The following is a 23,411-nucleotide window of genomic DNA, read 5'->3' on the forward strand; positions in this document are numbered from 1 at the left end:
AATTCATACATGTACATATACATGCTTATATCAAATCCTATCTTAATACACTAATATTGGATAATTGTATAAAAAAATCTGGAAAAGTCTTATAAGTACATCTAGGATCATGAATCATTATCGGAACATCCGATAATGCTGCTAAAGAAAAACACATTGCTATACGATGATCATTATAAGTATTTATATAAGCCGATTTTATTTTCGTCGGAGGATTAATTTGTAAATAATCATAACCTTCACGTACCTTTGCTCCTACTTTTCGTAATTCAGTTGCCATTGCAGATATTCGATCGCTTTCTTTTATTCTCCAATTATAAATATTACGTAACATTGTGGGCCCATTACTAACAAACAATGCAGTAGTCGCAAGAGTCATGGCCGCATCAGGAATATCATTAACGTCTAAATCAATAGCACTCAGATTATCTCCGCGCGTGCATTCTATATAATTATTACCCCATGAAACTTTTGCTCCCATCTTTTCCAAAATACTAGCAAAATAAACATCTCCCTGTGTACTATGCCGATCAACTCCTACAACTCGAACTGTACCACCCTTAATTGCTGACGCTGCCAAAAAATAAGAAGCACTTGAAGCATCTCCCTCCACTAAATAATTACCAGGCGATCGATATACTTCACCCCCTCTACAATAAAAAACACGATAATTTTCATGTTTTACATAAATTCCAAAAACTTTCATCAGAGATAAAGTTATATCAATATACGGTCTAGATACTAAAACACCACCAACTTTAATACAAGTATCTTGCGGTGCTAATGGTGCCATCATAAGTATAGACGATAAAAACTGACTAGAAATATTGCCTTGAATAAAAATTTCACCTCCACAATACCCCCCATACAATCGTACTGGAGGATAATAATTTCGCTCTATATAATCAATACGCGCACCTCCTTGTCTTAAAGAATCTACTAAATGCGAAACAGGTCTATCTTTCATACGAGAATGACCAGTAAGTATAACATTTTGTGATTTCACCGACAAAGCTGCAATAAGAGGTCTCATGACAGTACCAGCGTTTCCTAAAGACAAAATTAACTGATCGTTATTTTTTATTTGAAGCGCCCCTCCAATGCCGTCAATTTCGCAAATTTTTCTATTATTTGAAAGACGATATATTATCCCTAAATCACTTAAAGCGCCAAGCATACAACGCACATCATCACTGTCTAATAAATTAGTCAGCCTGGTAGTACCTGTAGATTGCGCTGCTAATAATAACGCACGATTTGATATACTTTTAGAACCAGGAAGATAGACAATTCCCTGTATTTTTTTAATAGGACTTAATTTAATAAAATTGTTCACTTTTCACCAAATTTAAAATATAAAAAACCAGAGATCCAATTTTAAAAATTAATAAAACATTTATCAGTCGAGCAACAAGACCCAACATATTATATATAGTGTATATATATAATTCCTTTATATATTTCACCACTAAACATCTCATTTAACCATATCTTTCGGAAAACAGTTTCATAAATTTAACCAATTTCTGCACACCTTCTAACGGCATAGCATTATATAAAGACGCTCTAATACCTCCAACCGCTCTATGACCTTGTAACCCATATAACCCAAAACATATTGATTCTTTTAAAAAAATATCATTTAGTTTATTATTTTTTAAAAAAAAAGGAATGTTCATACATGAACGATTAGAAAAATCAATATTATTATAATAAAAATCACTAGAATCAATGGCATTATACAAAAAATTTGATTTTTCTTGATTATATTTATTAATTTTTTTTAATCCTCCTTGTATTTTCAACCATTTAAATACTAGACTAGCAACATACCAAGATATAGTGACAGGTGTATTAAACATTGACTGATTATCAGCTAAAATTTTATAATTTAAAATAGACGGAACTTTTATATAAGGTTCTTTTAATAAATCTTTACGAATAATAACTATGGTCAATCCAGATATACCAATATTTTTTTGAGCAGCAGCATAAACTATACCAAAGCGATTAATATTAATTGGGCATGATAATAAAGTTGAAGAGCAATCCGCTATTACTACCTTATTAAAAAAATTTGGAGTATCATACACAGCTATCCCATCAATCGTCTCATTAGGACAATAATGTATATAAGTACTATTTGTAGAAATATCCCATTGATACATTGGCTGAATACTAAGTAATCCATTTTTTTTATTAGATACATTAATTATACGTGGATTGCTATATTTTTTTGCTTCAATTGCTGCACTATAAGACCAATAACCAGTATTCACATAATCAACATTTTCTGACGATGTTTTTAACAAATTCATAGGAACCGCTGAAAATTGCGCACGAGCACCACCATGACAAAATAAAACTTCATAAGTCTCCGGAATATCAAGAAGTTCACGCATATTTTGTTTTGCATTTTCTGCTAACTGTAAAAATTCTTCACTACGGTGACTTATTTCCATTACAGATATACCCAGGCACTTCCAACTATATAATTCCTCTCTCACTTCTTTCAAAACTTGTTTTGGAAGCATTGCCGGTCCTGCGCCGAAATTAAATATTTCATTCATATCATAAATTATTAAAGTAAATTTAAATTAATAAATAAAAATTTAAACAACACATTATCATTAACAACCGCAATAAAACACATAGTAATTGACATTACTATCAAACTGCAAATATAGATAATACATTTTATCTAAAAATTTATATGAAAATAATTTTTTTTATAAAAATACATGAATATAATGTATACACCTTATATTTAAATTAAACAATCTACTATCCATAAAAATAATACATTATATATAAATATTTTTTATAACCCATACAAGATCCGCACAATAACATATGATTACATAATCATAACTAATGGAAATATTAAATACACTATACAATATAACATTAAAAACACAAAACCTTTACTTAATTAATACACTGCATACCATTCATATATGAACATAACACTGACGGAATTGTTACACTTCCATCTTCTAATTGATAATTCTCAAGAACCGCTGCTAATAACCGACCCACTGCAACCCCAGAAGCATTTAATGTATGTAATAATTTTATTTTTTTATGCACTTTGCTTCTATAACGCGCTCTTATACGCCGCGCCTGAAAATCTCCAACATTCGAGCAAGAAGAAACCTCACAATAAATATTCTGTCCCGGAAGCCACACCTCCAAATCATATGTCTTGCAGGAAGTAAATCCAAGATTACCCGTGCACAATAACATTTTTCGATACGGTAATTTAAGTAATTTCAAGACTTGTTCTGCATGATTAGTCATTTTTTCTAATATCTTCATAGATTCATCTGGGTGTACCACTTGCACTATTTCAACTTTATCAAATTGATGAACCCTAATCAATCCACGCGTATTATGACCATATGATCCAGCTTCAGAACGAAAACATGGAGTATGTGCCATCATTTTAATCGGTAATTCATCTTCATTGACAATTATATCGCGCATTAAATTAATTAATGGTACTTCAGCAGTAGGTATTAATGTATAAGGAGTAGTATCAGATTCTAACTGTTGCACATGAAATAAATCTTCATGAAACTTCGGTAATTGACCGGAACCATATAAAGATTCTTTATTTACCAAATATGGTAAATAATATTCTTCATATCCATGTTGCTTAGTATGCAAATCTATCATAAACTGCGATAAAGCACGATGCAAATGTGCAATTTTTCCCTTCATTACAACAAAACGAGATCCAGTTAACTTTGTTGCATGAGAAAAATGTAAACCACCAATTAATTTTCCTAATTCTACATGATCTCGTAACGGAAAACTATACTGAATAGGTTGCCCCCAACGCATAACTTCCAAATTATCTTGATCTCTAAAGCCATAAGGAACTCGATCATCTGGAATATTTGGTAAAGATAACTCATATTGTCTAATGCTATGCTGTAATGCTTTATTTTCACATTTAAGCGCAGTTAACTTCTTGCCCAATATATATGCTTCTTTACATAAAGATTCTACGTTTTCCCCACAAGATTTGGCTATACCTATGATTTTAGCCTTAGCTCTGCGTTCAGTCTGTAAAGTTTCAGTTTTCTTTTGTAAAACTCTACGTAAATTTTCTTGTTGACGAAAGTTATTAGCATCAAGCACAAATTTTCTACGAGCAAGTTTTTTGGCAACTAAATCAATATTACTGCGTAACAGACTAGGATCAAGCATATAAAAACCATACCATTTAATTTCATTATATACACTATTATACTAATAATATATTTTAATAATCATAAAAAATCTATTATTCTTGAAAAACCTATTTCCATATTTTTACTGCATGAATCACTCAAATGACCAATAAAAACCACCCAATCCACCGCGATATATCAAATGAAATTTTTTTAATATTTCCATACACTTATCAATACAATCTATTTATTAGTTTTATATAAATTAAATATATAACATGACAATAATATGTATTTTATAGTTCTAAAATATTTTTATATTTAAAAATAATGAAACAGAAAGCTTCTCATGCACATAAGAAACACGCACTTCAAATCTAATATATTAGAAAAAATAATTAATAATTACATCAATTAAATATTAAAATAATAAAAATTATTTTAAAGTACATACATGTCATTACAGAACCAACTTATTTTTTAAAATAATAAAAAAAACCACTGTTCGCATTTGATATATGCATGCATATATATACCAATTAAATTTATTTTTATACCTTTAAAATTATACTGTTATGTATAGAGCTAACATTCAAAATATTCAACTGCAACAAACCATCTTTAAAATGCATCTATATAAACCATATACACTCTGATTAAACCTTAATAATAAAAAATTAATATTAAAAAAATATGAAAAAACACACCTATATTTAGTACAAATTATTAATTATATTCTTTTTTTTTACTCGATGTACCTAAGTTTTCATATTTAATATTTTACACAACCAAACTACACATAAATCAACGACACACCTAAAACAAATTCTTAAATCCCTTCATGTGTTGTATTCTCATAAAAATAATTAATGTCGTCCGATAAATTATTAACTTACATAATTATCTCCTTCATATACAACAACTCACACTTATAATTATATATGATTATATATATATCCATTCACTATAAAATATCATTCTCGCTGCTCATCTAACTGAATATCTTCAGAAAGGATAAAATTAAACTTCTCCAAATCTATTATATCTCTATTATAATCTAATAAACAATAATTTACATATTGTCCTTTTTCTTCAAAAATAATAAAGTTTTCTATTACACCATAATCAGTTATCTTAATTTTACACTCTACGAAATTGACATTGTTACACATAGGTTTTATAGAAAAACAATCTCCTTGTTGCAGCACATTGTAATCATCCCAGTTATATTTATTATTATCAGAAAATAACATAAAAAAAACATTATGAGAAACGTTTTGCACCCAATAAGCCGTGACCTGTTTAATAGTAGGCGTATAAAACCAAATCGTTTTTCCGTCAGAAATTACAAAATTCTCCTCAGGAGATATCATATGCCAATTAAACAAATTAGGACGTTTTACCCACAATTCCCCATAACCTTCTAATAACACAGTATTATCAAATTTAACAACTTTTTGAACAAAACGTACATAAAAATCATTTATTTTATTAAGACGATTTTGTAATACAATAACGGGTTCATCATCAGCTGTCGCTGACATAAACATAATAATAATAATAATAATATTAAAAAAAATAACATATATCGCTTGTTTAATCATAGATTAATTAACTTCTATTCATTATTACCGTTAAATTTATTTAAAACTTATAATTGATATTATAATATTTATTTATATATACATACACAATAATATGTATATAAATAGTTAATACTATATTTTATTACTATGTAACAAAAATTACAGAATTCGTTATTTACTTTTCCAAAAATTAACTACTGAACGTATTTCTTTATCCTCTACAAATGCTCCATGCACTCGAATGGGCGTAGAAGAATTAGGTCCTAAATATAACATGTCACCCATACCCAATAAAGACTCCGCTCCAGATTGCCCTAGAATAGTACGTGAATCTATTTTACTTGATACAGTAAAAGCTATACGCGCTGGAATGTTTGCTTTAATCAATCCCGTAATCACATTCACTGAAGGTCTTTGTGTTGCTAATATTATATGAATACCGGCAGCGCGAGCTTTTTGAGTCAAACGAATAACTAATTCTTCTACTCTTTTAGTTGTTGTTAACATTAAATCTGAAAATTCATCTACTATAATTACAATATAAGGTAATTTTTGTAACGCATCAGAAACACATACACCCTTATCATCAATATATTGATTTACAATATTATTTGTAATATGATTTTTAAAATTACATTGTTCTACATGATAATTATAATTTTCCAAATTTCGCGCCCCAATCATAGCCATAAGCTTATAACGATGTTCCATTTCCTTTACGCACCATTGTAAAGTCTCGTCAACTTCTTGCACATCCGTAATAACCTGTTTTAAAAGATGAGGGATTCCTGAATATACTGATAATTCTAAAATTTTAGGATCAATCATAATAAAACGTACTTCTTCTGGTGTAGCCTTGTATAAAAGACTCACAATCATAGCATTAATTCCCACAGATTTACCTGATCCAGTAGTTCCAGCAACTAATAAATGCGGCATAGATCTAAGATCTACTATTAATGGTTGTCCAGATATATCCTTTCCTAAAACCAACGTTAATGGAGTATTAAAATTCTTAAACTGTTCTGAATTTATAATATCACCTAAATAGACTGTACTGCGTTCTTTATTAGGTACTTCTAATCCAACATACGGCGTACCAGGAATTATTTCTACTACCCTAACAGAAGTCGTATACAACACACGAGCTAAATCACGCGATAAACCAGAAATTCTTGAAGATTTTATACCTGGTGATAAATTTAACTCAAACCGAGTAATTACAGGACCAGAAGTAATATTAACTACACTAACTGTAATATTGTATTCTAATAATTTAGCTTCTAATAATTGAGAAAATTTCTTCAATTCCAAGAAATCTATCGTTTTTTCAGAAGGAGACTTAATTAGCAAATTAATATCTGGAAAAATAATATCTCGATTATTACAATATAATTTCTGATGTGCCACTAAAACATTTTTACGATTCAACACAAGAGGTACGTGTCGTTTTATATTTTTATCAATAAATCCAGGAATTTTGAGTTTATGATTATCACCAACAACGCAATCCATATTCGAATTTTGCATAAATGACATATTATTTTTTAAATCTTTTTCCTTAGAAGAGCATATTTCAAAATTATTACAACTTTTTTTATCATGTTTATTAATTTTTACAGAATAATTCGATCGTTGAAAAAAAATATTTCTTATATGTATTTTGCTAAAAAAACTATAAGTTTGTTTGACTATATATAGTTTAGTACAAAATAATAAATTTTTAATAAAATTATATCCTCGAGTAAATTTGTTTACTACAAAAACACGTTTTGTCTTAATAAAATCTTTTTTTAAATAAAAATGATATTCCTCAGTACATTTATCAACATCCATAAATATATCAGGAGCTGTATATTTTTTATATACATTATTTTCTGAAATTTTTAAAAAATTATGATTCTTTACAAAAAAAACTGACGGACCAACATATCGTTCATTACATGGTTGATTATAATTAACTTGATATTTGTTTTTTTTATTATAAAAAATTCGTCCATTCAAATCACATACATAATGACATAATTGCTTTTTAATAGTTTTCAAAATCATCCAAAAAAACCGATTAAACAACACCATAACATCAATAATTCCAATTAACAAAAATAAAATAACATTGGTCTTATAAGTTATATGCCCATAAGATAAAATGAAATCATATAACATACTACCCACAACACCACCAGAAGAAAAATAAAAAAAATTATCAAAAATTAAATGAGCCAAACCGCAACATGCTATTAATAGTATTAATAATCCTATTAATTTAAATAAAAAAATAAAAACAGTAATATGATTTTTTTGTATATAAATATTCCAAAGACAAAATGAAACAAACAAAGGAATTAAATAAGCTAAACATCCAAAAATAAAAAATAAAAAATCAGAAATTCTAGCTCCCAATATACCACCAATATTATGAACTGATCCATGCCAAGTAGTCTGTAACCAACCAGGATCTTCTGGATTAAAACTAATTAATATAATAATTAAATACAACAAAACTATACTAATACTGATGCATATAAAATTAATCACTAAAATATCTCTTAATTAATTATTTGATAAAAATTTGAATATTTCATACCACTTACATTAAATATTCTCACTATATCTAATAATAGATCCTTCAACTCAAATATATTGTTATTTACAATATAATTATATTATTACATATATTGTTATAACACCATATGAATATGTTGACTGATATAAACTAAAAATAAACAACATATTTAAAAAATTCTTTTTACTACATATAAATATTTAACAAAAAACCAATATCTAAATAAATATTAAACAAACACTTTTTATTTTTTTTTGAAAAATACTTGCCACATATTATAAATTTACCGTATAATTTAGCTATTTATATATACTATATACTTTTAATTGTAACATTTTATTATACAGTTAAGCGCTTGTATTTGTTTTAATACAACTCTTGTCTTGAATTCATTCAAAAAGTTAGCACTAATCACTTGATTACATGCATTATGAAAATAAATAACTATTACTATTAAACAATAATATATATTGAGTTTATTCTTTCCTTATCGAAACAATGTTCAAACTAACAATTTCATCACAATATATATGGAGGTATATATTAATTATGGCAATAAAAAAACATTGCAAACTACTTATATTGGGCGCAGGACCCGCTGGATATACGGCAGCTATTTATGCTGCACGAGCCAATTTAAACCCAGTGCTAATTACTGGATTAGAAATAGGAGGGCAATTAAATACCACTACAGATATAGAAAACTGGCCTGGAGACCCCAAAAACCTAACAGGACCTATGTTAATGAGTCGTATGAACGCACACGCTGCGTATCTACATACAGAAATAATTTCAGATCATATTGTTCAAGTAAATTTTAAACAACATCCATTTCATCTATACGGTGAACATGAATATACGTGTGATGCACTAATAATAAGTACAGGAGGATCTGCTCGTAATCTTGGAATACCTTCTGAAGAAAAATACAAAGGGAAAGGAGTATCTTCATGTGCTACTTGCGATGGTTTTTTCTTTAATAAACAAATTGTGGCAGTTATTGGCGGTGGTAATACAGCAGTGGAAGAAAGTTTATATTTATCTAATATCGCCACTGAAGTTCACCTCGTTCACCGTCGTAATAAATTCAGTGCAGAAAAAATATTAATCGACAGACTTATGCATAAAGTACAAAACGATAATATTTTTTTACATACTAATCATATCGTTGAAGAAATACTAGGTAATGGCACAAACGTTACAGGTTTACGTCTAAAAAACACAATACAAAACAGTAAACACGTAATAACCGTGCAAGGCGTATTTATCGCTATTGGATACAATCCAAATACTTATATGTTTAACAACCAACTTGCATTAAATAACGAATATATTTGTGTACAATCCGGTTCAAACGGAAACTCAACAGCTACCTCTATTCCAGGTATATTTGCAGCAGGAGACGTGATGGATCATAATTATCGTCAAGCAATTACAGCAGCTGGATCAGGATGTATGGCCGCAATAGATGCTGAACGTTACTTATCTAGTATATATTGATTGAAAATCATTATTAAAACAATAATAAATAAATAAAATTACAAATAAGAGAATCAAACAACAAAAATAATCAAAATTTCTACTTGTTTAGTTCTTTTATGTGTAAAATAATCGTCATTATTATTATTTAACAATACTCAACCAAAACAGAAAATTGCCAAATTATCATTTAATATTAAATTAATACTTGATCAACCAATATATTATGATAGTATTGTAGTGTATTGTTTCATTTATTAGAGAATATAATGACAAAAGAAGACAATTTCGAAATGCACGGTATTGTATTAGATACCCTCCCTAACACAACATTTCGCGTTAAATTAGAAAATGGGCATGTTATTATAGCACATATTTCTGGAAAAATAAGAAAAAACTATATACGGATATTAACAGGAGATAAAGTTACTGTTGAGCTAACACCATATGATTTAAGCAAAGGAAGAATTACTTTTCGTAGTAGATAAAAATTATTAGTAATTCGCATAACTATAATTACACTTAATAATTTCTAGTATACACAAGACTACATACTATACTACTTACTACTACATAAATAATTATAAAATCTTATGCATATATTTAGTTTATTTTACATTAAGTCTTTTAATTTAAAAAAATAAATTGAAAATATTATTAACTTAATTAAATGATTATTAATTTATAATACCATTCCTAGTTTTATCCACCAAACCCTACCTGGCTCAAAAATTGGAGTGCCAGTAGGACATCCAAATCGTTTATGAGTATACAAACTCAAATATTCTCTATAAGAATGATTTAATAAATTATCTATACCAACGCTAAACTTATAATACTGAGAACCAGTCCATGATAAATATGTAGATAATACTCCAAACCCTGAAATACTGCTATCTGTGCCTATACGCAAACACCTATTGTTAATAATAGGTTTAACAGAATCTGTGCATAATAACAACGTATCACTACTATCACGATTAGATCTCGCTCTCGATGACGCCAATGCAAATCTCCATAAAGCAGCGATATTACAACGTCCTTGCGTCCATTGACACGTTACTCTACCTCCTAACGGAGGAAGTTTAGGTAATGAAGAATCGTCATCAACATTAATGCCCCAAGACCATGACATATTACTTTCAACACGCCAATGATCGTTAAATTTATAATTAAGCCCTGCTTCAGCTCCACATATTTTAGCGTTAATATTGTTTGCATAATTAATATTAATATCCTGTATTATTTCTTCATTACTATTATAATTACATAAAATAAAATCCTTAATATATCCAACATACGAGGAGACCCATCCACTTATTTGTAAGTATTGAAAAAACGTACCCATATCTATCTGTACAGTCCTTTCAGGTTTTAATTGAAACGCACTATCCATTTTAAGAATTTCATTTGATCTGTTAGTAACTAACTCCCAGTAATCAGGAAAACGAAGACTCGTTCCTATACCAATATAATACAACAAAAACGGATTTATATTATTTTCATAACGTATGAATCCAGCAGGATATATTGCACTATGTCTTCTATATTCAGAACAATTATTAAAATTTACTATACTATATTCTAATCGTGTACCTCCAATAAATCTTGTGTTTGATAATGAATCAACAACTAATTCAGCGAATATACCAGAGTCTTGAGAAACAACGTCTGTTTCCCAATGAGAATCAGATCTTATGTATTTTCTATGTTTATCAATTTGTACATCTGCACCACTATAACATCTAATATTTTCCCGCTGAGATACTGTAATACCTCTGATACCCCATACTAATCGATCAACATTATTATTAAAATAATCATCAATAAAACCACCACCACAACAACATTTTTTAGTAGATGGCTCTGTAACGCGAGACATAATAGTATCAGCCATAACATGATTTACATAATGATGCCAAACTTGTAATTCAATTTTATCTAACATTTTGCTTATATTTGTACTTTCTATTTTCATGCCATAACTTTCTCTAGCAAAACATAATCCATCCATAGACCTAGCCGCATAATTCGCATTACCATTCCCTTGTCCTAAACTTATTTCCACATTCGTATCTATACCAGAATTAAATGATAAAATAGCATCCGTATTCCATTTATACCATGCAGAATGCACTCGATATTTATTACCATCACGATAATCATCTGAATGAGAAATATTACTTATTAATCTAATGTAACCATATTTGTTTCCCATAATACTATCTATACTTTTATCCGTTTTATTACTTGAACCAATTGTTACATTACTACGTAATTGAATTTTTGACCGATCAAAACGAGGATGGTACCGTTCAAATTGTAATATACCTCCAGATATCACAGGGCCCCATAATACTGTTTGAGGGCCTTTAATAATATTTAAAATATCAAAAGTTTCTGGAGAAATATAAGCACTAGCAGGATCCATATGAGAAAAACAAGCACCAAGCATTTGACCATTATTTATTAAAATACGCATTCGAGATCCAAACATACCACGAAATACTGGTTCATTATTTATTCCACCACTACGAACAATAGTAAAACCAGCAATGTTTTTTAAATAATCAGCAGTATCAATTGCATATAACGATTGTAAAAATATTGCAGGAGCAGTAGTAAAAATCAACGGAGAATCTTTAGATGACATGACAATCATAACATCATCACTACACACTTCTTCTTGATCAGGTAATATTTGTACGACACTAGGTATCGAATTGGGAATAAAATTATTTTCGGCAGATTTGTTATTATCAATAAAAATATCATTTGAACTAACCTGAAAATTATTAAAAGTAAACATAATCAACATAAACAATATAAAAAATAACACTATATGCGTCAACACTTTAAAAATATGAAAAAAAACATATCTTGCCACATATATGGATATAGCCACAATTATTAAATAATTATTCAATATACCAACACCTAATTTTTATTAACAGTAAAAATTAATACACTGGCATACGTACACACCTCAATTAAATACCACATGTTTACTATTAGCCTAAATACGTAATTTTTTATCTTAAGTAAAAATCACAATTTATTAAAATGATATTCACATCAAACATAAAATGAATGTAAAATACGCTATATTCACATTAATACAATCAAATACTTATTACCTGTGTTTTAGATAAAACTTTAATAAAAACCAATCATTTAAACACCACGATCACTAATAATATTAATTATTATATACAATGCATACACAACAACAAATACTATGTATTATTTTTATATTACTGCCTTAATATAACTAAATGCTGCACTAATATGCTAGATTTTTACAATATATTGTTATATTATTTGAAATTATTGTAAAATAATCAATCCAAAAAAATAATATAATTAAACCACTATCAACGATAAACTTTAATAACAAACATTATTTTTATAATTTTTATATATTTCAATAACAGCAAAAACCACATTATTATATAATATTACTAAACATATCTAGTAGATAAACATTGCTTTATTCATATAGAATTCATATAGAGTAAATAAATGAAATATGTCATTCAATCAACTATAACATTTGATACAACAGAATATGTGTTAAAATCTTTATCTAATTCTAATACATCAGTAAAATTATCCAATTCTGCGGGACGCATATTAAAAGAGCTTATTGAATTACGCAATATTGATGAACTAGTAACCCGAGAGCACTTATTTTCAATTGTCTGGAGAGCTCATGGACTTGAACCATCCAATGGTAACTTAAATCAACAAATTAGTTTAATACGAAAAACATTAACTTCTTTTGGATTAGATCCTTCATCTATCATAACCATTCCTAAACGAGGCTTAAAACTAAACAACCAACTAATCGTAGAAAAAATAAATGAAGACAAAAAAACATGTTTATCTTCTCCTTTGCATCAAACAACAAATCAAAATAATGACTTACCGTCTCCTATATTATTAAATATCAAAACTCATATAAAATACATGATTACTCTCACAGTAATGACTATCATCATATTTAGTATTGGTTTCGTGTATTTATACACTAAAAAAGATAATGTCAAGCTATATTGTTGTAAAGAAATAAATTCATGTAATATTTGCACTTTACATGCAGAACCAGAATTTGATTGTAGCAATTACACTACACAACATAACGAAAACCACATAATACGCATCTAAAATTTAACAATTACTTACTACACTTACACATAAATTATTCCATCACAATAATCAATTTTACAAAATAGTAATTATTTATAGTTAATATATAACTAATAGTTCAAACTTATTAAACATTAACTAAATCCTGTCAAATTTAATAAATCATTGACAATATATTGAATAATGACACACTATATATTATCATATAATATAAGTATTATTCTGTTATTATAATTCTCTTACTTTTATTAAAATAAATTATAATATGTAATGTATTATATAATTTACATTAGACAATAACTATTATTTCTTAATTTTGAGTAAACATAATTATATACTGACATTTAACATTACTAAAAGTATAAATACTTTTATACATGTCATTTTTTTACCGAAAATACGAAAAAATATTATGTATATTCATTTGAATACAACTCACACATAACTTGTTCACAGCACTATAATTTTGACAATCATAAAATATCGGTAATATTAATCATTACCTGTACTTTCTCATTTTTTATAATAAATTTTACTTAAACCAATCAACACAATTATCTTCCTCATAAAAAATTATGCGGTATATCATGTATTGTTTTTTTATTTCAATAACTATTCATAACCTAACATGACACAAAATAACGTTACTAAAAATAACAATTACTATCAATTGCATAAAACCATAAAACTAAAAATACCCAACTAAATCTTATCATAAATACAAATTTAACTATAATTAATTCTGTAAAATATAAATAGAATTAACTTTAAACAAATAACGTTGCGCTTGTTTAGATGGATGATAGGATTGCACATATTGATAAAATTGTTCTGGATTAAGTTCATTAATTTTCTCAACAGCACGATCACGATCGACAGAAAATATTTTTAATAATGCATTCACACCGTTCACATAAGCAACAATTACAGCATAACGTCTAGTTTTAGGATTAACAATACCTTCTAACTGTTTTTGCAACATAGACAAATAAGCAGTACCTAGGTCAATATTAATAACGGCATTTTTTAGTTCATGCGCACTAGGCTGTCCTGTCCAACCTTTTAAACGATAAGCATCTTTTCCTGCAGTATCTGCTTTAAGTTGCATCAAACCAATAGCATTAGATTTACTAATGACAGTGGGATCATAATTAGATTCTACTTGGATAATAGCTTTTATCAAAGATTCATCTACCCCATAATTAATTGCACAACGATGAATAAAACTATTATACATTGATGATTTTATTTGTTCAACAGAATTAATTTTGGTGCATTCTGAACTTTTAGATAACATTGGTATAATATTTTTTCTATTATTTCGTTGAGCGCAAGTTGTTAGTAGCAAAATTACAACCAAATATATAAAATATATTTTCATAACTTCATAATTTTTATAGTTAAAGTATAAATTCATACACCTTAAAATTGAATTTTTGTTAAAAATAAATAATTATTTTTTAAAAAATTTCAACAAATATTATTATACACATAATACATATACACTTATTTAAATCAAATTTTAATTTTTATATATACAAACATATAAATTACAATATATATTATATTTAATTATTTAGTATAACGTTCAGAAAAATGACTAAATGCCAATAAAGTTTCATTGCTAACATGATGTTCAATACCCTCCGCATCTTGTTGAGCGTTTTTTTTACTAATACCTAAAGCCATTAGAAAATTTTTTACAATTTTATGTCGCATATGATTTTCATTTGCCAACTGTTTACCTTGTTCGGTTAATGACACACCACGATAACGATTATGCTCAATTAATGAAAAAGCAATCAATCTTTTCAACATTTTTGCTACCGTGGGTTGAGCTACTCCAAGTCTTAACGCTAAATCTACTTGACGCGCTTTTCCGTATTCTTGAATTAAATCTGCAATTAATTCAACATAATCATCAATAAGTTCGCGACGATGCGCTGCTCTAACCTGTGCAAATCCTTGAAAAGGATTCGTTTTTTTTATAAAAAATACTAAATTATCAGGTAATGCTTTTGTATCATTTTTAATCATAATAAAATCTCATTTTACATTATAAAAACACATTTTTTTCAACACATAAAATATATGATTGTATACATTAAATTGCAATATATATAATACATAATCACATTAATTAACACGATATACCAAATAACTTATACATACAATATACATGAACACATGTAATACATACATATAAAAATAATAAATACAACAAACTACATAAAAAAAATACAAAAAAATAAAACTAAACTTATCATACAATAATTTCACTTCTTAAATTAAAGAATTTTATTTAGATAAAAAATATGATTATTACGTATATTTCAAAATATCTTCATTATATTAAATAATAGCATTTAATAAAATAAGTCAATTTTATGATACTAAATCAATTGATTTTCATACCAAAAAATTAAAAAAATCATTGTAATACAATTAATATTATTCAAAAATACTCATACTTAATGATAAAAATAGAATATATAATTTTTATTATTAAAAATATTTTGTAATTCATATTATTTATGATATATTTGGCGTTTGATAGTTAAAAACAATAATAATTATAGATAGCTATCTTATATAAAAATGCGGAGTTGTACTACACGCTATAACTCGCAATATTATATATATAATTTGTTGCCCAAATAATTTAAACTCTATATTATTAATTATGTTATACAAACACATAAAGAAAGTAATTATTGGCATGTCTGGAGGCGTAGATTCTTCTGTGTCCGCGTGGTTATTGCAACAACAAGGGTATAAAGTAGAAGGATTATTTATGAAAAATTGGGAAGATGACGATAATAAAGAATACTGCGCATCAGCATCTGATTTATCAGATGCTGATGCTGTATGTGATGATCTAGGAATATATTTACATACTATAAATTTTTCTAAAGAATACTGGGAAAGTGTATTTCAAGTATTTTTAAAAGAATATATCCTTGGTCGTACTCCCAATCCTGATATACTCTGTAATAAAGAAATTAAATTTAAACACTTTTTAGAATTTGCACTTACAGATTTAGGAGCAGATTTTATTGCCACTGGACATTACGTACGTCGTATTAATGTGAATAAAAAAACTTATCTAATACGTGGCGCGGATGTAAATAAAGACCAAAGCTACTTTTTACATACACTTAGTCACAAACAACTAAAGCGATGTTTGTTCCCTATAGGGTCGCTAAATAAATTACAAGTTAGAAATATTGCCAAAAAGTTAAAATTAACTACAGCAAATAAAAAAGATTCAACAGGTATTTGTTTTATTGGAAAACGTAAATTTAGAGATTTTATTACTAATTATATACCAATAAAACCAGGAATTATTGTTGATGTAAATAAAAACAAAATTGGCATACACCAAGGAGTATCATTTTATACCTTAGGACAAAGAAAAGGCCTAAACATAGGCGGCATCAAAGGAGGAAATGGAAAGCCATGGTATGTCGTAGATAAAGATATAACAAATAACGTACTAATCGTAGCCCAAGGGCGCAACAACACACACCTGATGTCCACCAAGTTTATCGCCGAACAAGCACAATGGATAGAAAGGAATGCGCTTCAATCACAACTGTGTTGTACAGTTAAAACTAGATATAGACAACCAGATATTCAATGTAACGTACATCCTATTCTTAATAATGCTCTTAAAGTTATTTTAAAAACACCAGTATCATCAATCACACCCGGACAATCGGCAGTATTCTACTTAAAAGAACGTTGTTTGGGAGGTGGCATTATTACAAAAAAATATCCTTAATATATTTATTTCTACTTAAATAAATTACAAATAATAAACCAATAATTTCTAAAACGTATAGAACCTAATTATATTAAAATGAATTAAAATTATTAAATAACAAAATTATAGACCAATCGTATTATATGATAATTAATATAAAGTACCATAATTGCTGTCACAAAATTCCATCAATTAAATCATAACAATGAATTATACACTCTCTATAATTCTGAATTATACGTGATTATAAATAAATACCGCATATTATTTTTTATAATATTTTTAACAACAACGTTAGAACCACACCACTCACTATCCATGATGCATAAGAATAAAAAAATCTCTGATATAACAAACATATAAATATATATATATAAATATATTTATTCTTTCTTTAAAAAAAATAAATTTTTAAATATCATATAAATATAAATATCTTATCAATTATACAAAGAGAAAAAAATGATAAAATTATCACCATTAACTGCAATATCTCCTATTGATGGTCGTTATTATAAACAAACCAAGCCTTTACGTGATATTTTTAGTGAATTCAGCCTGATAAAATTTCGCATTCAAATAGAAATTCATTGGTTGCAAAAACTGGCTGATACAATAGCCATTAAAGAAATACCACCTTTCACTCAAATTGAATACGATTTCTTAAACAAACTAATAACTAATTTTAGTATTAAAGACGCAGAACAAATTAAAAAAATAGAACAAACTACTAATCATGATTTAAAAGCAATAGAATATTTTTTAAAGAAAAAAATAAGCATATTACCTAACTTAAAAAAAATAAGTGAATTTATTCATTTTGCTTGTACTTCAGATGATATCAATAATTTGGCATATGGATTAATGCTTTCTAAAGCTAGAAAAACAATTTTACTGCCTATTTGGAAAAAAATTATCAATGAAATTAAAAAAATGAGTATTAAATATAAAGATCTCCCTTTGTTATCTAGAACCCATGGACAACCTGCTACTCCTTCTACTATCGGGAAAGAAATGGCTAATATTGCATACCGTTTAATACGTCAATATCATCAATTAGAATCAATAAAAATTTTAGGTAAAATAAATGGAGCTGTAGGAAACTACAATGCCCACATTATAGCATACCCCGAAATAAACTGGCTCAAATTCAGTGAAGAATTTGTCATATCTTTAGGTATGATGTGGAATCCCTATACAACACAAATAGAACCGCATGATTACATTGCTGAAATATCTGATTGTGTTGCGCGTTTTAACACCATCTTAATAAATTTTAACAGAGATATATGGAGCTATATTTCTCTTAATTATTTTAAACAACATCATAATGATACTACAATTGGATCTTCTACTATGCCACATAAAACAAACCCTATAGATTTTGAAAACTCTGAAGGAAACTTGGGATTCGCAAATGCCATATTTCATCATTTTTCAATCAAATTGCCAATATCTCGTTGGCAACGTGATTTAAGTGATTCTACTGTTTTAAGGAACTTAGGGATGGCTATAGGATATGCTTTAATTGCATATTACAGCGTACTAAAAGGTATAAAAAAATTAATAATTAATAAAGAACATATATTAACTGAATTAAATAAACATTGGCCAATATTAAGCGAAGCTATTCAAACAGTAATGCGACGATATAATATACATTCATCTTATGAAGATACAAAAGAATTTATTAATAATACAACAGAGATTAATTCTAAAAAAATAAGCGAATTTATTGAATCACTACCATTGCCAAAATCAGAAAAAATACGTCTGCAAAAAATAACTCCCTCCGATTACACAGGATTAGCAGAAAAAATGGCGAATGACATTGCTGATATACTATAATAAATGATATATCAGCTTAACAAGCTTAAACATTATTACAAATCAATAATTTATTTAAGCAAACTAACTTTTAAATATTCATCAAAATAAAAATATAAATAAATTTTACAAAAAAATAAAAATATTACATGAATTTATGTGTGAAAATAAAATAAAAACGATAAGTGAATATATTTCTTATTAACACATATCAATAAATCACATTTACCAAATTAATATATACAAATCTACTAGCTTAATCAGTTTTTATTTATTTAACAGCAATAAAAAATATAAATATCAAAATTAAACAAAAAATAACATAATTTACCATATAATCATACAATACTACAAAAAAATTAAAATACGCCATATTAATAATTAATTTAACATTTGCGTCCTTCTATGCACAATTTGATATATACAATAAAATATATTATCTATAACGTAGACCTCGATCAAACAAATAATAAATTATACATTCAAGCTACTCACTTCAGTATCCAAGATAAATTAATTTGCCTCGTTTTTAATGATACATACCAACTAGTTAATAAACCAAGTAATAAAGTTATAATTAATACTAACAACATATCCCAGCCGCTAAGTTTAACAGGTAAAAAATTAATAAAATAAATACCTTCTAATAAAATTTTAGTTCCCAACAAATCATTACACATAATCACAAAATTCGTTAAATTAAAAGATACAAAAATACCTAATCCAGCACCTATAATACTAGCAACAATATAAACAATTAATCCATACCACAAAAACACATGTTGAATTAAAATATTTTGAGCTCCTAATGCATAAATTATCGCAATATCATAATTCTTATTTTTTATTGACAAAATAAGTGTAGCAATTACATTAAAACAAGCAATTCCCATTATCAATATCATTGATAAATATATAATAACACGGATCATTTGAATATCTTGATAAATATATCCATAAGTATCCATCCAACTTCGCACATAAACTTGATTATTGAATACTTTTTCAATTTTATATGCTATTCTGTTGGTAGAAAAAATATCATTAACTTTAATACTTATCCCTTCAATATCTGGTTTATTGCAATAATATTGTGCATCTAATAAAGATATTAGAGCGATATTACAATCCAGTTGACTACTTAAATTTAATATTCCAGCTACTTGAAAACGGATTTTTTTATATGACAATAATTTATTTTTTGAATAAAAATCATGAGCAATTAACACAGTAATCCAATCACCTACTTCAATTCCTAAATCATCCGATATTCCTTTTCCTAAAATAATTTGATTTGTATTTTCAGAAAAATATTTCCAAGATTTTTTTTCTATAAAATTAATTAATTTATTTTCATCTGTACTTTGTGTCAAATCTACACTTCTAATGTAAACTACATGCCATTTATTATTATATTCAATAACTCCAGAAAAATTAATATAAGGACTGGCATAAATAATATTAGGCATCTGACGAACACGTGAACAAACCGATTGCCAATTGACGAAATATGTATTTACTGACTTAATTTCTCCGTGCGGAATCACTGCTAAAATACGATTACTTAATTCATATTTAAAACCATTCATTGTATTTAGCGCAACAATAGATACAGCCACTCCTATACTAATACTAATAATAGATACTAAAGATACTAAAGATACTAAAATATTATTTTTTGGACCTCGATAAAATTTTAATGCAATTTTTAAAGATAATATCATATATAAATAATTACCTATTTGAACTATCCTGTGTTAATATTATCTTACCATTAGATATTGTTATTATTTTATGACATTGTTTGGCTAAATCTAAATCGTGGGTTGCAATTAAAAAAGTTGTTCCGTAATGTATATTTAATGTTTTTAATAATTGAAAAATATTATCTGAATTTTCTTTATCTAAATTACCAGTAGGTTCATCAGCTAATACCAAATCGGGATTATTTATTATCGCACGAGCTATAGTTACCCGTTGACTTTCTCCTCCGGATAATTCATTCGGAAAATGATAAGCACGATTTTTTAATCCAATTGATTTTAAAATAAGCAGTGCTCTATTTTTTGCTTCATTAAATTTCATACCTCCAATCAGCAATGGCATCGCCACATTTTCTAAAACATTGAAATCTAACAACAAATGATGAAATTGATAAATAAAACCTAAAAATCTATTGCGTATCGTAGCACGTACGTTATCAGACAATTTATGTAATGCATGACCTTTAAAAAATATCTCTCCATCAGTTGGTTGATCTAATCCTCCAAGCAAATGTAATAATGTACTCTTACCTGACCCAGATGCCCCAACTACAGCGATCATTTCATTATATTGTACGTTTAGAGTAATCTTATTTAAGACTTGAACTAAAGAACTAGCACGTTGATAATATTTTGTTAATTGAACGCAATATAGCAACGGAATATCAGTCATTACGTAAAACTTTAGCAGGATAAAAAGAAGTCGCACGCCAGGATGGATATAACGTAGCTAATAACACTATAATAAAAGTCATAAATATTATTCCCAATATTTGAGAATATTTTATTTCTACAGGAAACTGAAACGTATCCGGAAATATTTTAAAAAACAATAATATCGTATTTAATTTATTAGACAATAACACCCCCAATCCAGTTCCGAGTATAATACCAACAATACCATTACCTATCCCCTGAATCATAAAAATCGATACAATTTGCTGACGAGTGACACCATATGTTTGCAATATTGCAATTTCTGTTTGTTTTTCTGAAATTAACAATACTAAAAAAGAAATAATATTAAATCCTGCTACTATTACAATTAAACCCAAAAATAAAGACATAACATTTTTTTCCATTTTCACAGCCTGAAATAAAGAACCTTTATATCCTCTCCAGTCTTTCCAAATCCAATCTTTAGACAATAAGAATTTATCATAATAATAATGATGATAACTACTAATTAAAAATGGATCACTCATCCATAAACGCCATCCAGTGACGCATTTCAACGGATAGTGCATCAATGTAGACGCATCTGATTGATGTACTAACAATTGATAAGTATCCACTTCAGTAGAAGTAACAAAAATATCTAACACCGTAAATAACCGTTGACTAGGAATATAACCAATAGGAGTGAACTGCATCACAGAAGGCACAATTAAACGAATTTGATCATTTACATGTACCTCAAGTTTTTTTGCCAATTCTGATCCAATAATAATATAATATTTTCCTAAAACCAATTGATTAATGTGTTTATTGATCAAATAATCAAACAACGGCTCAAAACCACTCGGATTAACACCTAACATAACACCAAACGCCATCCTTCCAGGACTTTGCAATATCACATTAGCAGTAACCAATGGTTGTTGCATATATACCAAATCATGTAATTTATTTAATACTAATTTTGGTTCACATTCAACATGTGTATATCCTTTCGAAGTGGTAAGCAATATATGTGGTATAAAGTTTAAAACATTTTTCTTTAACTCACGTTCAAATCCATTCATGACTGACAACACGGTTATTATTGCTATCACACCTAACATAATAGCAATACTAGTAACCCAATAAACATATTTACCAAATCTATCTATCGACTTTCCCAATACATAACGCGACGCAATGAACAATACAGTTGATCGATACATCAATATTTTATTATATTACCTTATAAATATACGAATAACGTATATATAAAATTTTTCAAAACCACACATACACAATATCTGTTGCATAAACACACCTACACTACATAACAAATATTATGCCTGCATTAAACTAAATAACGATATAACTTAATTTTTATGATTTTATATTGTAAATCAATAAAAAAATTTTAAATCACATTTCAACATACTA

At 27.4% G+C, this 23,411-nt stretch carries 16 protein-coding genes; 5 read left to right on the forward strand and 11 right to left on the reverse strand.

Annotated features, from left to right (window positions below):
- Positions 1 to 37 precede the first annotated feature (37 nt).
- From aroA to Bsayi582_RS01980, 5 genes are all read right to left on the reverse strand, one after another.
- Positions 38 to 1,336: a 3-phosphoshikimate 1-carboxyvinyltransferase gene (aroA, locus tag Bsayi582_RS01960; protein WP_500815563.1), complete on the reverse strand. Its 1,299-nt coding sequence runs from the start codon at positions 1,334 to 1,336 to the stop codon at positions 38 to 40.
- Positions 1,337 to 1,481: 145 nt separating this feature from the next.
- A complete protein-coding gene (gene serC / locus Bsayi582_RS01965) occupies positions 1,482 to 2,570 on the reverse strand; it encodes a 3-phosphoserine/phosphohydroxythreonine transaminase (protein ID WP_500815564.1) in 1,089 nt (362 codons plus the stop codon).
- 358 nt (positions 2,571 to 2,928) lie between these two features.
- The gene (serS, locus tag Bsayi582_RS01970) at positions 2,929 to 4,215 is read right to left on the reverse strand and encodes a serine--tRNA ligase (protein ID WP_500815565.1); all 1,287 of its coding nucleotides are present in this window, start codon (positions 4,213 to 4,215) and stop codon (positions 2,929 to 2,931) included.
- Positions 4,216 to 5,152: 937 nt separating this feature from the next.
- The gene (gene lolA / locus Bsayi582_RS01975) at positions 5,153 to 5,782 is read right to left on the reverse strand and encodes an outer membrane lipoprotein periplasmic chaperone LolA (protein ID WP_500815566.1); all 630 of its coding nucleotides are present in this window, start codon (positions 5,780 to 5,782) and stop codon (positions 5,153 to 5,155) included.
- A 153-nt stretch (positions 5,783 to 5,935) separates the two neighbouring features.
- The gene (locus Bsayi582_RS01980) at positions 5,936 to 8,302 is read right to left on the reverse strand and encodes a DNA translocase FtsK (RefSeq protein ID WP_500815567.1); all 2,367 of its coding nucleotides are present in this window, start codon (positions 8,300 to 8,302) and stop codon (positions 5,936 to 5,938) included.
- A gap of 577 nt (positions 8,303 to 8,879) precedes the next feature.
- Between Bsayi582_RS01980 and trxB the strand changes: the two genes are divergently transcribed.
- On the forward strand, positions 8,880 to 9,830 hold the full coding sequence (trxB, locus tag Bsayi582_RS01985; protein WP_500815568.1) for a thioredoxin-disulfide reductase: 951 nt from the start codon (positions 8,880 to 8,882) through the stop codon (positions 9,828 to 9,830).
- 248 nt (positions 9,831 to 10,078) lie between these two features.
- Positions 10,079 to 10,297, forward strand: coding sequence for a translation initiation factor IF-1 (gene infA / locus Bsayi582_RS01990; RefSeq protein ID WP_500815569.1), 219 nt, complete (start codon positions 10,079 to 10,081; stop codon positions 10,295 to 10,297).
- Positions 10,298 to 10,491: 194 nt separating this feature from the next.
- On the opposite strand, the gene Bsayi582_RS01995 is transcribed toward infA, so the two are convergent.
- The gene (locus Bsayi582_RS01995; protein WP_500815570.1) at positions 10,492 to 12,627 is read right to left on the reverse strand and encodes a TonB-dependent receptor domain-containing protein; all 2,136 of its coding nucleotides are present in this window, start codon (positions 12,625 to 12,627) and stop codon (positions 10,492 to 10,494) included.
- 704 nt (positions 12,628 to 13,331) lie between these two features.
- Between Bsayi582_RS01995 and Bsayi582_RS02000 the strand changes: the two genes are divergently transcribed.
- Positions 13,332 to 13,976: a winged helix-turn-helix domain-containing protein gene (locus Bsayi582_RS02000; protein ID WP_500815571.1), complete on the forward strand. Its 645-nt coding sequence runs from the start codon at positions 13,332 to 13,334 to the stop codon at positions 13,974 to 13,976.
- Between the two features lie 718 nt (positions 13,977 to 14,694).
- Here the strand turns inward: Bsayi582_RS02000 and Bsayi582_RS02005 are convergent.
- Entirely contained in the window at positions 14,695 to 15,339 is a 645-nt protein-coding gene (locus Bsayi582_RS02005; RefSeq protein ID WP_500815572.1) for a transglycosylase SLT domain-containing protein, read from the reverse strand.
- A gap of 191 nt (positions 15,340 to 15,530) precedes the next feature.
- Positions 15,531 to 15,995, reverse strand: coding sequence for a manganese-binding transcriptional regulator MntR (gene mntR, locus Bsayi582_RS02010; RefSeq protein ID WP_500815573.1), 465 nt, complete (start codon positions 15,993 to 15,995; stop codon positions 15,531 to 15,533).
- Positions 15,996 to 16,641: 646 nt separating this feature from the next.
- Here mntR and mnmA point away from each other — a divergent pair.
- Positions 16,642 to 17,742 carry a tRNA 2-thiouridine(34) synthase MnmA gene (gene mnmA / locus Bsayi582_RS02015; protein ID WP_500815574.1) on the forward strand — a complete coding sequence of 367 codons (1,101 nt, stop codon included), beginning with the start codon at positions 16,642 to 16,644 and terminating at the stop codon, positions 17,740 to 17,742.
- Positions 17,743 to 18,189: 447 nt separating this feature from the next.
- Positions 18,190 to 19,572: an adenylosuccinate lyase gene (gene purB, locus Bsayi582_RS02020; RefSeq protein ID WP_500816095.1), complete on the forward strand. Its 1,383-nt coding sequence runs from the start codon at positions 18,190 to 18,192 to the stop codon at positions 19,570 to 19,572.
- A 470-nt stretch (positions 19,573 to 20,042) separates the two neighbouring features.
- Here purB and lolE read toward each other — a convergent pair whose 3' ends face one another.
- Genes lolE through lolC form a run of 3 tightly spaced genes read right to left on the reverse strand, consistent with a single transcriptional unit; the run spans position 20,043 to position 23,200 of the window.
- Positions 20,043 to 21,275 (reverse strand): lipoprotein-releasing ABC transporter permease subunit LolE, encoded by a 1,233-nt coding sequence (gene lolE, locus Bsayi582_RS02025; RefSeq protein WP_500815575.1) that lies wholly within the window; start codon positions 21,273 to 21,275, stop codon positions 20,043 to 20,045.
- Positions 21,276 to 21,285: 10 nt separating this feature from the next.
- Positions 21,286 to 21,987 (reverse strand): lipoprotein-releasing ABC transporter ATP-binding protein LolD, encoded by a 702-nt coding sequence (gene lolD / locus Bsayi582_RS02030; protein ID WP_500816096.1) that lies wholly within the window; start codon positions 21,985 to 21,987, stop codon positions 21,286 to 21,288.
- Positions 21,980 to 23,200 (reverse strand): lipoprotein-releasing ABC transporter permease subunit LolC, encoded by a 1,221-nt coding sequence (gene lolC / locus Bsayi582_RS02035; protein WP_500815576.1) that lies wholly within the window; start codon positions 23,198 to 23,200, stop codon positions 21,980 to 21,982. The genes lolD and lolC overlap by 8 nt, the downstream gene beginning before the upstream one ends.
- Positions 23,201 to 23,411 lie beyond the last annotated feature (211 nt).

This window comes from Candidatus Blochmannia sayi (nom. nud.) (assembly GCF_059935855.1).

Excerpts from the sequence above, each read along its gene's own strand:
- serC (WP_500815564.1), bottom strand. The coding sequence starts at position 2,570 with ATGAATGAAATATTTAATTTCGGCGCAGGACCGGCAATGCTTCCAAAA.
- serS (WP_500815565.1), bottom strand. The coding sequence starts at position 4,215 with ATGCTTGATCCTAGTCTGTTACGCAGTAATATTGATTTAGTTGCCAAA.
- lolA (WP_500815566.1), bottom strand. The coding sequence starts at position 5,782 with ATGATTAAACAAGCGATATATGTTATTTTTTTTAATATTATTATTATT.
- trxB (WP_500815568.1), top strand. The coding sequence starts at position 8,880 with ATGGCAATAAAAAAACATTGCAAACTACTTATATTGGGCGCAGGACCC.
- infA (WP_500815569.1), top strand. The coding sequence starts at position 10,079 with ATGACAAAAGAAGACAATTTCGAAATGCACGGTATTGTATTAGATACC.
- Bsayi582_RS01995 (WP_500815570.1), bottom strand. The coding sequence starts at position 12,627 with ATGTTGATTATGTTTACTTTTAATAATTTTCAGGTTAGTTCAAATGAT.
- Bsayi582_RS02000 (WP_500815571.1), top strand. The coding sequence starts at position 13,332 with ATGAAATATGTCATTCAATCAACTATAACATTTGATACAACAGAATAT.
- Bsayi582_RS02005 (WP_500815572.1), bottom strand. The coding sequence starts at position 15,339 with ATGAAAATATATTTTATATATTTGGTTGTAATTTTGCTACTAACAACT.
- mntR (WP_500815573.1), bottom strand. The coding sequence starts at position 15,995 with ATGATTAAAAATGATACAAAAGCATTACCTGATAATTTAGTATTTTTT.
- mnmA (WP_500815574.1), top strand. The coding sequence starts at position 16,642 with ATGTTATACAAACACATAAAGAAAGTAATTATTGGCATGTCTGGAGGC.
- lolE (WP_500815575.1), bottom strand. The coding sequence starts at position 21,275 with ATGATATTATCTTTAAAAATTGCATTAAAATTTTATCGAGGTCCAAAA.
- lolD (WP_500816096.1), bottom strand. The coding sequence starts at position 21,987 with ATGACTGATATTCCGTTGCTATATTGCGTTCAATTAACAAAATATTAT.
- lolC (WP_500815576.1), bottom strand. The coding sequence starts at position 23,200 with ATGTATCGATCAACTGTATTGTTCATTGCGTCGCGTTATGTATTGGGA.